Origin of the sequence: Mycobacterium helveticum, assembly GCF_007714205.1 — a bacterium.
In the GTDB taxonomy this organism is placed as follows: Bacteria; Actinomycetota; Actinomycetes; order Mycobacteriales; family Mycobacteriaceae; genus Mycobacterium; species Mycobacterium helveticum.
The window spans coordinates 1-11,564 of sequence record NZ_VMQU01000151.1; the positions used below are offsets into that span (position 1 = coordinate 1).

General features: G+C 70.3%; 8 protein-coding genes, 1 tRNA gene and 1 pseudogene. 4 read left to right on the forward strand and 6 right to left on the reverse strand.

Features of this window, described 5'->3' with window-relative positions; translation table 11 throughout:
- Nucleotides 1-682: PE family protein (locus tag FPZ47_RS23875; protein WP_145039632.1), on the reverse strand; the 682-nt coding region annotated here is incomplete at its 3' end.
- Between the two features lie 435 nt (nucleotides 683-1,117).
- Here FPZ47_RS23875 and FPZ47_RS23880 point away from each other — a divergent pair.
- Entirely contained in the window at nucleotides 1,118-1,483 is a 366-nt protein-coding gene (locus FPZ47_RS23880; RefSeq protein WP_144956018.1) for a hypothetical protein, read from the forward strand.
- A gap of 34 nt (nucleotides 1,484-1,517) precedes the next feature.
- On the opposite strand, the gene FPZ47_RS23885 is transcribed toward FPZ47_RS23880, so the two are convergent.
- Both FPZ47_RS23885 and FPZ47_RS23890 read right to left on the reverse strand, forming a co-directional pair.
- A tRNA-Thr gene (locus tag FPZ47_RS23885) sits at nucleotides 1,518-1,590 on the reverse strand.
- A gap of 94 nt (nucleotides 1,591-1,684) precedes the next feature.
- Nucleotides 1,685-2,917 carry a DNA polymerase III subunit delta' gene (locus tag FPZ47_RS23890; protein WP_144956015.1) on the reverse strand — a complete coding sequence of 411 codons (1,233 nt, stop codon included), beginning with the start codon at nucleotides 2,915-2,917 and terminating at the stop codon, nucleotides 1,685-1,687.
- A gap of 154 nt (nucleotides 2,918-3,071) precedes the next feature.
- Here FPZ47_RS23890 and FPZ47_RS23895 point away from each other — a divergent pair, with 154 nt between their 5' ends.
- A complete protein-coding gene (locus tag FPZ47_RS23895) occupies nucleotides 3,072-4,664 on the forward strand; it encodes an adenylate/guanylate cyclase domain-containing protein (RefSeq protein ID WP_144956012.1) in 1,593 nt (530 codons plus the stop codon).
- Here the strand turns inward: FPZ47_RS23895 and topA are convergent.
- From topA to cspA, 3 genes are all read right to left on the reverse strand, one after another.
- Entirely contained in the window at nucleotides 4,661-7,489 is a 2,829-nt protein-coding gene (topA, locus tag FPZ47_RS23900; protein WP_144956008.1) for a type I DNA topoisomerase, read from the reverse strand. The genes FPZ47_RS23895 and topA overlap by 4 nt on opposite strands.
- Nucleotides 7,490-7,682: 193 nt before the next feature.
- Nucleotides 7,683-8,273: a hypothetical protein gene (locus FPZ47_RS23910; RefSeq protein ID WP_144956003.1), complete on the reverse strand. Its 591-nt coding sequence runs from the start codon at nucleotides 8,271-8,273 to the stop codon at nucleotides 7,683-7,685.
- Between the two features lie 145 nt (nucleotides 8,274-8,418).
- Nucleotides 8,419-8,622 (reverse strand): cold shock protein CspA, encoded by a 204-nt coding sequence (cspA, locus tag FPZ47_RS23915; protein ID WP_144956000.1) that lies wholly within the window; start codon nucleotides 8,620-8,622, stop codon nucleotides 8,419-8,421.
- 248 nt (nucleotides 8,623-8,870) lie between these two features.
- Here cspA and FPZ47_RS23920 point away from each other — a divergent pair, with 248 nt between their 5' ends.
- Nucleotides 8,871-11,204, forward strand: coding sequence for a DEAD/DEAH box helicase (locus FPZ47_RS23920; RefSeq protein WP_144955997.1), 2,334 nt, complete (start codon nucleotides 8,871-8,873; stop codon nucleotides 11,202-11,204).
- 155 nt (nucleotides 11,205-11,359) lie between these two features.
- A pseudogene (locus FPZ47_RS23925) lies at nucleotides 11,360-11,564 on the forward strand (PE family protein); the annotation flags it as partial.

Here is an 11,564-nt window from a genome sequence, read left to right on the forward strand (position 1 = left end):
CGCCCGTCCCCGCCCCGGTCGCGGTGAAACCGGTGCCACCGTTACCCCCGATTCCACCGGCGCCGAACAGGAATCCGCCCGCGCCACCGTTTCCGCCCGCGCCACCGGCTCCGCCGTCGACTCCATTGACTCCGTTACCACCCGTGCCGCCGTGCCCGCCGACACCGAACAGGAACCCTCCGGCACCGCCCGCGCCGCCCGCTTGACCCGCTGCGCCGGAACCGCCGTTACCTCCGTTGCCGAGAATCCATCCACCGGCACCACCGGCCTTACCTGTATCCGCAGCTGCGCTGACACCGTTACCGAACAAGGGCCGCCCGGTCAGGTCGAGAACAGGAGAAAACCAATGCACACCGAGGAAAGACGCGGAGGGTGTCGACAATGTTGACGCCACCGAGGATTCCGCATCGGAATACAGACTGGCTCCCGAACCGAGAATGTTGGCGAACCGGGCGTGAAAATTCGTCGCCTGAGTCGCGATCCCCTCAAACACCGCGGCGTGGCTGTTGAACAACGCACTGATCGCGGCGGACACCTCGTCTTCGGCCATGGCCGGAATGTCGGCGAGGGCGGGTATCTTCGACGAGAGGCTCTCGTCGAGGGACGAACCGATGCCGGTCAAGCTGGAAACTGAGGAAAGAATCTCTTCGGGAATCACGGCAAGAAACGACAAGGTTTTCACAGCTCCAATCTGCGTCAGTGAGACTGATTCGTTTGTGCTGCAAGAACTTTAGCAAGCTTACGACTTCAGCTGTAGGAAGAAATCGGGATAATTCCAGATAATTCGCCCCTGCACCGTCGCCGCCGCGACCACGCCCCAGGCCCGTCACACCCCGCCCTGCCGCCGCGCCATCTGCTTGCAGGCATCGGAGCACCAGCGACGTTTCCGTCCCATTTTCGGATGTCTCAGCACCGCCGCGCACCCATCGCAGCGGCCGGTTGCTCCACAAAACATCGACCCGATCTGACTTCGCACCGCGCTACGGAACGTCGGCGACCGCTTCGCCGGTATCTACCCTGACCAGCCGTCATCGTGAGACGCGCATCATTGGGTTGGTGGCGCTTCGTTGGCCTGGCCATCTCGGGGACGGTGGACAGGACAGCACAACGCCAGCCCATGCCAAAAGCCGAGCATGGATACCGGACGCTACTACTGCCGGATTTCGGGCGTGCGCCGCTGTTGACGCAACGCGAGCGGGGATTGCCCTTTGACGTGATTTTCCCCTCACGCAAGGGAACGCCGCGGTGGCCCGCCAACGTGCGGACGCACTGGCGGGAGATCAGGGGTGAAGACTTCGCGTGGGTCACCCCGAAGCGGCGGCGGGAGACGGCGGCGGCTCAGCTCGGGCACTCGACCCCCGACGTGACCGGAAAGCACTACATCGACCGCGCTTATCAGGCGGGGAACTACACCGCCGCGCTCGACGCGACAACACATTTCCGGCGAATAAGCGTCGAGCTGAGCCTCATTTACGCGTCGTAAGGGAGAACTGAACCGCCCCTCACTGCATGTTCGGAGCCGCCTAGGAGAATCGAACTCCTGACCTATTCATTACGAGTGAATCGCTCTACCGACTGAGCTAAGGCGGCGCGCCCGCGTGGGGCGGCACGAGTCTAACGCAAGTCAGGATTGCCCGGCTCCTCCTCGGGCCGCCCATACGGCAAGCATCGTCGCCAGGCGAAGTCACTCACGCGGTTCGTGGCCGCGCAGCTCCTGGCCGATCGCGGCCACCATGGCGTCGACGGCGAACTTGGGTTTGACGTTGCTCGCCAGCGCCTCGCGGCACTCCAGCACCGCCTCGATGCAGCGCAGCAGCCGCCCGGGCGTGGCGTGGCCGGCCAGCGCCGCCACCCGCTCGGCCATGTCCGGGTGGTTGGGCCGGATCTCCGGGGCGCCCGCCGACACCACCAGCGCGTCCCGGAAATACGTCGCCAGGTCGATCAGCGCGCGGTCCAGCGCGTCCCGCGATGCCCGGGTGTGCCGCGACTTCTGCCGCCGTTCCAGGTCTTTGATCGCGCCCGCCGCGCCGCGCAGCGCGCCCGCGGTGCCCTTGCCGGTCCCGCCGGCACCCAGCGCGGTCCGCAGTTCCTCGGTCTCGGCCTCGGCGCGGCCGGCGGTCAGCACCACGGCCTCGACCTCGGCCGCGGCAACCAGCTCCTCGGCGGCCGCGTAGGCCCGCGCCGGGGTCGCGGCGTCGCGCACCAGCCCCAGCGCCCGCTCCCGTCGCTGCCTGGCCTCGGGGTCGGTGGCCAGTCGCCGCGCGCGGCCCACGTGGCCGCCGCTGACCGAGGCGGCCCAGCCGGCGGTCTCGGCGTCCAAACCGTCGGTGTCGACCAGCACGCCCGCGATCGCCGCCGTCGACGGCGTCACGAGCGCGACGTGGCGGCACCGGGACCGCAGCGTGACCGCGATGTCCTCGGGGTCCACCGACGGCGCGCACAGCAGGAACACGGTCGACGGCGGCGGTTCCTCGACGACCTTCAACAGGGCATTCGCCGCACCCTCGGTCAACCGGTCGGCGTCCTCGATCACCACGATCTGCCGGTGCCCGCTGGACGGGCGGCGCGACGCGATCTGCACGATGGCCCGCATCTCGTCGACGCCGATGGACAGGCCCTCGGGTATCACCCGCCGCACGTCGGCGTGGGTGCCGGCCATCGTCGTCGTGCACGCCCGGCAGCGCCCGCAGCCCGGCCCGCCGTCGTCAAAAGACCCGGTGCACTGGAGCGCGGCCGCGAAGCACAGCGCCGCAACCGAGCGCCCCGAGCCCGGCGGGCCGGTGATCAGCCAGGCATGTGTCATAGTCCCGTCGCCGGCGCCGCTGTGAGCGGAATCACCGCGGGCGGCTCTCGCCGCGGCCAGCAGCTCGGCCTCCACCGCCTCCTGGCCTACCAGCCGCGTAAACACCCCGGACATCACCGGCAACAGTAGTGACACCCGCCGACGGACACCGACCGGCCACCGCATCGCGACGGTTTCGTGACCCGGCCGGGGTGCGGGCGCCCCCAGTCGACGTGCCGTGGTCCTTAGAGTTTTCCAACAAATAGCCCCCGACCGATACGGTGGATTGATGACAACCGCGGCAACACTGCCCGGGCGGATCAACGGGTTCGTCCGGTGGGTGGTGCGCACCCCGTGGCCGCTGTTCCTGCTAAGCATGGTGCAGGCCGACATCATCGGGGCGCTGTTCGTGCTCGGTTTCCTGCGCTACGGCCTGCCGCCCGAGGACCGCCTACAGCTGCAGGACCTGCCGGGTGTGAACCTGGCGGTGTTCGCGGGCTCGCTGGTCGTCTTGTTCCTCGCCGTCTCGGTGGTGAACCTCAAGCTGTTGATGCCGGTCTTCCGCTGGCAGCGCCGCGACAACCTGCTCGCCGAAGCCGACCCGGCGGCCACCGAGCTGGCCCGCAGCCGCGCGCTGCACATGCCGTTCTACCGCACGCTCACCAGCATGGTGGCCTGGTGCATCGGCGGCGTGGTGTTCATCGCCGCCAGCTGGTCGGTCGCCAAGTTCGTTGCGCCCGTCGTGGCCGTCGCCACCGGCCTGGGCGCCGCCGCCACCGCGATCATCGGCTACCTGCAGTCCGAGCGGGTGCTGCGGCCGGTCGCCGTCGCCGCCCTGCGCAGCGGCGTGCCGGAGAACGTCAAGGCTCCCGGCGTCATCCTGCGGCAGCTCCTGACCTGGATGCTGTCCACCGCCGTGCCGGTGCTGGCGATCGTGCTGGCGGTGGTGGCCGACAAGGCCTCGCTGCTGCATGCCACGCCGGAGAGGCTGTTCACCCCGATCCTGTTGCTGGCCCTGGCGGCGCTGGGCATCGGGTTTGTCAGCACCCTGCTGGTGGCCATGTCGATCGCCGACCCGCTGCGCCAGCTGCGCTGGGCGCTGAGCGAGGTACAGCGCGGAAACTACAACGCGCACATGCAGATCTACGACGCCAGCGAACTGGGCCTGCTGCAGGCCGGGTTCAACGACATGGTCCGCGACCTGTCCGAGCGGCAGCGGCTGCGGGACCTGTTCGGCCGCTACGTCGGCGAGGACGTGGCCCGCCGGGCCCTGGAGCGGGGCACCGAACTGGGCGGGCAGGAACGCCACGTCGCCGTGCTGTTCGTCGACCTGGTCGGCTCCACCCAGCTGGCCGCGACCCGGCCGCCCGCCGAGGTGGTGCACCTGCTCAACGAGTTCTTCCGGGTGGTCGTCGAGACGGTCGGCAAGCACGGCGGCTTCGTCAACAAGTTCCAGGGCGACGCCGCGCTGGCCATCTTCGGCGCGCCCATCGAGCACCCGGACGCGGCCGGCGGGGCGCTGGCGGCCGCCCGCGAACTGCACGACGAGCTGCTGCCGGTCATCGGGTCCGCGGAGTTCGGGATCGGGGTGTCGGCGGGCAGGGCCATCGCCGGCCACATCGGCGCGCAGGCCCGCTTCGAGTACACCGTGATCGGCGATCCCGTCAACGAGGCCGCGCGCCTCACCGAGCTGGCCAAGCTGGAGACCGGCCACGTGCTCGCATCGGCGATCGCGGTCAGCGGCGCGCTGGACGCCGAGGCCCTGTGCTGGGACGTCGGCGACGTCGTCGAGCTGCGCGGGCGGGTGGCGCCCACCCAGCTGGCCCGGCCGGTCAGGCTCGCCGCCCATGGCAAGGTCGCCCGGCAGCAGGTGTCGAGCTAGCCGCGTTTGACGGCCTTCTTCGCCCCCGATTTGGCGGCAGCCTTGCGGGCGGTCTTCTTGGCGGGCCGCTTCACCGGACCCCGGGCCCGGCGGTCGGCCAGCAGCTCGGCCGCCCGCAGGTCGGTGATCGACGCCACGTCGTCGCCCTTGCGCAGGCTGGCGTTGGTCTCGCCGTCGGTGACATAGGGCCCGAACCGGCCGTCCTTGATCACCATCGGCTTGCCCGACGCCGGATCGGTCCCCAGCTCGCGCAGCGGCGGTGCCGCGGCGGCCTGGCGGCCCCGGCGTTTGGGCTCGGCGTAGATCCGCAGCGCTTCCTCGAGGGTGATGTCGAACATCTGCTCCTCGGTCGCCAGTGACCGGGAATCGGTGCCGCGCTTGAGATATGGGCCGTAGCGGCCGTTCTGCGCGGTGATCTGCTCACCGGAGTCGGGATCGACGCCGACCACGCGCGGCAGCGACAGCAGCTTGAGCGCGTCCTGCAGGGTGACGGTCTGCAGGTCCATGCTGCGCAGCAGCGAACCGGTTCTGGGTTTGGGGCCGGTGGGCTTCTTGCCCTTCTTCGCCGGCGCGGCGGCGCCGCCGTCCTCGTCGGGCGCCGGCGGCAGGACCTCGGTGACGTACGGGCCGTACCTGCCGTCCTTGGCGACGATTTCGTGGCCCGTCTCCGGATCCACGCCGAGCACGCGTCCCTCCTGCGGCGTGGCGAACAGCTCCTCGGCCAGCTCCAGCGTGAGCTCGTCGGGCGTCAGCGCGTCGTTGAGGTTGGCGCGCTGCGGCTTCGGTTCCCCGCTGGGATCATCGGGGTCGCCGGTCACCATGCGCTCCAGGTAGGCGCCGTTCTTGCCCACCCGGACATAGACCGGGCGGCCCTGGTCGTCGTCGAACAGCTTGATGGAGTTGACCTCGCGGGCGTCGATGCCTTCGAGGTTGCCCCCGACGAGCTTCTTCAGGCCCCCGGCGCGGGCCACCGAGTCGGACACGCCGTGGTCGCCGCCGAAGTAGAAGTTGTTCAGCCAGTCGGTGCGCCGCTCCTGGCCCGAGGCGATCGCGTCGAGCTCGTCCTCCATCGCGGCGGTGAAGTCGTAGTCGACGAGCCGGCCGAAGTGCTGCTCGAGCAGGCCGGTCACGGCGAACGCCACCCACGAGGGCACCAGCGCGCTGCCCTTCTTGTGGACGTAGCCGCGGTCCTGGATGGTCTTGATGATCGACGAGTAGGTCGACGGCCGGCCGATGCCCAGCTCCTCGAGCGCCTTGACCAGCGACGCCTCGGTGAAGCGCGCCGGCGGGTTGGTGGCGTGCCCGTCGGGGGTCAGGTCGCGCGCGGCCAGCCGCTGTCCCTCGGTCAGCTGCGGCAGCCGCCGCTCGGCGTCGTCGGCCTCGCCGCCGGCGAGTTCGTCGACGGTCTCCACATAGGCCTTGAGGAAGCCGGCGAAGGTCAGGGTGCGGCCGCTGGCGGAGAACACCACCTGCCGCCCCCCGGACGCGCCCCCGATCCGCAGGCTCAGCGTGGTCCCGCGCGCGTCGGCCATCTGCGACGCGACCGTGCGCTGCCAGACGAGCTCGTAGAGCCGGAATTCGTCGCCGTCGAGCTCGCGGCGCACCGCGTCCGGGGTGGCGAACGTCTCGCCCGCGGGGCGGATCGCCTCGTGCGCCTCCTGGGCGTTCTTCACCTTGCGGGTGTACTGGCGCGGGGACGCGGCGACGTACTCCTCGCCGTAGAGCTGGCGCGCCTGGGTGCGCGCGGCGTCGATGGCCGACTGCGACAGCGTGGTCGAGTCGGTACGCATATAGGTGATGTAGCCGTTCTCGTAGAGCCGCTGGGCGATGCTCATCGTGCGTTCGGCGGAGAACCGCAGCTTGCGGCCCGCCTCCTGCTGCAGCGTCGAGGTCATGAACGGCGCATAGGGGCGCCGGGTGTAGGGCTTCTCCTCCACCGACGCCACGGACAGCTGGGCGCCCCGCAGGCCCGCCGCCAGCTCCGTGGCCCGCGCCTCGTCCAGCACGGTGACTTCGTCGGCCTTCCGCAGCCGGCCCAGCGAGTCGAAGTCGCGGCCGGTGGCCACGCGCATGCCGTCCACGCTGGTCAGCCGGGCGTTGAAGGTGGGCGGGGACGCCTTCGGGTCGGACACGCTGGCGTCCAGTTCGGCGACGACGTCCCAGTACGACGCGCTGCGGAACGCCATCCGGTCGCGCTCCCGCTGCACGATGATCCGGGTGGCCACCGACTGCACCCGGCCCGCCGACAGCCTGGGCGCGACCTTCTTCCACAGCACCGGGCTGACCTCGTAGCCGTACAACCGGTCCAGGATGCGGCGCGTCTCCTGCGCGTCGACCAGGTCGATGTCCAGGTCGCGCGGGTGCGCGGCGGCCTCGAGGATCGCCGGCTCAGTGATCTCGTGGAACACCATCCGCTTGACCGGGATGCGCGGCTTGAGGGTTTCCAGCAGGTGCCAGGCGATCGCCTCGCCCTCACGGTCGCCATCCGTGGCCAGGTAGAGCTCGTCGACGTCTTTGAGCAAGCCCTTCAGCTCGCTGACGGTGCTCCTCTTCTCCGGGCTGATGATGTAGAGCGGTTCGAAGTCGTGGTCGACGTCGACCCCGAGCCGTGCCCAGGGTTCGGACTTGTACTTGGCGGGGACGTCGGCCGCCGCCCGGGGCAGGTCACGGATGTGGCCCCGCGACGACTCGACGATGTATGAGGAGCCCAGGTAGCCGGCCAGCTTTCGTGCCTTGGTCGGCGACTCGACGATCACGAGTCGCCGGGGGCTCCCATTCTTGGCGCCGCCAGATCGTCCAGGATCCTTCAGCTTCGGGTCAGCCAACTGCGCTTACGCTCCATCTCTCATCCCGGCCCCGTGCAGGACCGCCCTGCACGAAGAATGACAGGCCGGCGTCCAAAATTCCGGTGAACTTCGGGTACGCCGGCGTTCCTTCGCCTTCAGGGCACTGACAATTTCGCACCCTGGGGCGCGCCTGCGCAAACCGGCTCCCCGGAACGCGGGCCGCCACGCGGGGTTATACCCGCGGCCACAAGGCTGACGCGTCGGCGTCGGACGGTGGCTCCCCCACGTTCTCTACCAGGCGCGACAGGCGGCGCCGACCGCTGATCCGCAGCGCCGGCCGGCCGCCGCGGGTGCCGATCAACGTGGGCGCGATCCCCACGCGCATCAGGGCCGACGCCAGGGGTGAATGGGTGTCGGGGGCGTGCGGATCCAGACCCAGAAGGTAGTGGTCGCCCTCCGGGTGGCCCGCCGCGAGCGTCCAGGCCCGCAGCTCGCGCGGCCCGGGCAACCACCGCGGGGGCACCGTCTTGACCGCGCCGCGCGTCCATTCGGCGGCGATGCCGACCAGCGCCGGGCTCACCGCCGTCCGTACCAGCGGGGTGTCCTCGTCCGTGCGGCCGAGCTCGGGGACGAGGCCCGCTTCCCGGATCATCTCGGCGAGCGCCGACGCCCGCCACAGCTGGTCCACCACCGCCGAGAGCCGGGCACCCTGATCGCCCGGTGCGCCGACCATCACGATCTGGCCGGAAGCCGCCAGCACCCCGGCGAGATCGGCGACCGCGGGCGGCACCGACTCCGCTGTGAAGAAGGACAGCTGGCTCACGCCACCGACAGTAGGCCAGGCCGGGCGTCCGCGCCTCGAGTTGACCGGCGCGGCGGCGGTCCGGCGCGGCCCGGCATAACGCAAACCCCCCGGCGGCCCGCTGAACGGACTGCCCGGGGGGTTTGTCGTGGGAATCCGCTCGTCTCTACAGCGAGCGGACTCCGGTGGCCTGGGGGCCCTTCGGGCTGTTGCCGATCTCGAACTCGACCTTCTGGTTTTCCTCAAGGGTGCGGAAGCCCGAACCCTGAATCTCCGTGTAGTGGACAAAAACATCCGCGGAACCGTCTTCGGGAGCGATGAACCCGAACCCCTTCTCCGCGTTGAACCACTTCACAGTTCCCTGTGGCATTTCTCGATCTTTCCTTTTCTTCTGGGTGCGGGGCACCGCCTTTCGGTGCCCCGGGCCTGATACGACCGCCATACCTCGCCGAGTCGCCGGAACTTCACCCGACCGATTAACCTCGCAGGAACCGCGGCCGCAACGTCGATCCTGCGAAAGTTTGACACGAACACAGAAGCTGCGACCGCAATCAGTCAATCATGTTCGTCGCGTCGGCGACAGACTTGTGCCGGCGACGGGTTATCGGAGGGTGCCACGTGACGAGTTTCGGCGGCGACCTGCTTGCCGTCGCGCTCGCCGGCACCGCCCCCGACGAGCGTCCGCTGCGCCACGTCGCCGAGCTGCCGGCGCGCGGCGGCCGCCCGCAGCGCTGGCCGGACTGGGCCGATCCGGACGTGGTTCGCGCGTTCGCCGAACGCGGCATCACCCGCCCCTGGTCGCACCAGGCGCAGGCCGCCGAGCTGGCCCACGCCGGGCGGCACGTGGTGGTCAGCACCGGCACCGCGTCGGGCAAATCACTGGCCTACCAACTTCCCGTCCTGCACGCCCTGGCCACCGACCCGCGGGCGCGGGTGCTGTACCTGTCCCCCACCAAAGCGCTCGGCCACGACCAGTTGCGCGCCGCACACGCCCTGACCGCGGCCGTCCCGCGACTGCGCGAGCCCGGTTTCGGGGTGGCACCCACCGCCTACGACGGCGACAGCCCCGCCGAGGTGCGCCGCTTCGCGCGCGAACGCTCCCGGTGGCTGTTCTCCAACCCGGACATGATCCACGTGTCGATCCTGCGCAACCACGCCCGCTGGGCCGCCCTGCTGCGCGACCTCCGGTTCCTGGTCGTCGACGAATGCCACTACTATCGCGGGGTTTTCGGCTCCAACGTGGCCATGGTGCTGCGCCGCCTGTTGCGGTTGTGCGCCCGCTATTCGTCCTACCCGACGGTGGTCTTCGCCAGCGCGACGACGGACTCGCCCGGCGCGACGGCCGCCGAGCTGATCGGGCATCCCGTCGCGGAGGTGACCGACGACGGCTCCCCCCGGGGATCCCGGACGGTGGCCCTGTGGGAGCCGGCGCTGCGCACCGACCTGACGGGAGAAAACGGTGCGCCGGTGCGCCGTTCGGCCGGAGCGGAGGCGGCGCGGGTGATGGCCGACCTGGTCGCCGAGGGCGCCCAGACCCTGACGTTCGTGCGGTCGCGCCGGGCCGCGGAGCTGACCGCCCTGGGCGCGCAGGCACGGCTGGACGATATCGCCCCCGAACTGTCGCGCACGGTCGCGTCGTATCGGGCCGGCTACCTCGCCGAGGACCGCAACGCGCTCGAACGTGCGCTGGCCGAGGGCAGGCTGCGCGGTCTGGCCACCACCAACGCGCTGGAGTTGGGCGTGGACATCGCCGGACTGGACGCGGTGGTGCTGGCCGGGTTCCCGGGCACGGTCGCCTCGTTCTGGCAGCAGGCCGGCCGGTCCGGCCGGCGGGGCCAGGGGGCGCTGGTCGTGCTGATCGCCCGCGACGACCCGCTGGACACCTACCTGGTGCACAATCCCGCCGCGCTGCTGGGCAAGCCGGTCGAGCGGGTGGTGATCGATCCCGCCAACCCCTATCTGCTGGGTCCGCAACTTCTCTGTGCCGCAACCGAACTGCCGCTCGACGCGGCCGAGGTGTGCGCCCTGGGCGCGACGGGGGTCGCCGCGGGCCTGGTCGACGAGGGACTGCTGCGGCTGCGCAACGGCAGGTACTTTCCCGCGCCGGGCCTGGACCCCCATGGCGCCGTGGACATCCGGGGGGCGGCGGGTGGCCAGATCGCAATCGTGGAGTCCGACACCGGGCGGTTGCTGGGCAGCGTCGGCGTCGGCCAGGCTCCGGCCTGCGTCCACCCGGGGGCGGTGTATCTGCACCAGGGCGAGAGCTACGTCGTGGACTCACTGGATTTCGACGGCGGGATCGCATTCGTCCATGCCGAGGACCCCGGCTATGCGACGTTCGCGCGCGAGCTCACCGACATCGCCGTCACCGGTGTCGGTGAACGGTCCGAGTTCGGGCCCGTCACTGTGGGTTTGGTGCCGGTCCGGGTAACCCACCGGCTGGTCGGCTACCTCCGCCGTCGCCTCTCCGGGGAGGTCATCGACTTCGTCGACCTGGACATGCCCGAGCAAAGTCTGGAAACGACCGCGGTCATGTATACCGTGACGCCGGAGGCGTTGCTGGACAACGGTATCGACGCACCCCGCATCCCCGGGTCGCTGCACGCCGCCGAGCACGCGGCGATCGGGCTGCTGCCGCTGGTGGCCAGCTGCGACCGCGGCGATATCGGCGGCCTGTCCACCGCGATCGGCCCCGATCCGCTCGGGCTGCCGAGCGTCTTCGTCTACGACGGCCACCCGGGCGGGGCGGGGTTCGCCGAGCGGGGTTTCCGCCGGGCCCGCACCTGGCTGGGCGCCACGGCCGCGGCCATCGAGGCGTGTGAATGCCCGCGCGGATGCCCCTCGTGCGTGCAGTCGCCCAAGTGCGGCAACGGCAACGACCCGCTCGACAAGGCCGGTGCGGTCACGGTGCTGCGACTCGTGCTGGCGCAGTTGCCCGGCGAATCGCGCTGAAAGGCATTCGCCTGTACGACCGTCAGCACCGGCAAATATCGAAAGTTGACGAATGAATACCGGGAGTTGACGAAGGGCCGACGAACACCTCGTTCGCGTCGCTAAGCATGTGCGGTAACGGCGAAAATGCTGTTGATGCCCCTGAAAGGTCTGCGATGTCATTCGTGATGACGGTGCCGGAAGTGCTGGGAACGGCGGCCGGGAGTCTGGCCGGTATCGGCTCGAGCATCGACACGGCCAACGCCGCCGCGGCCGCCCAGACCACGGGGCTGCTGCCGGCGGCCCGTGGTCTGGGCGGCCATCGCGGCGCTGTTCTCCAGCCATGGACAGGAGTTTCAGTCGCTCAGCGCGCGGGCGGCC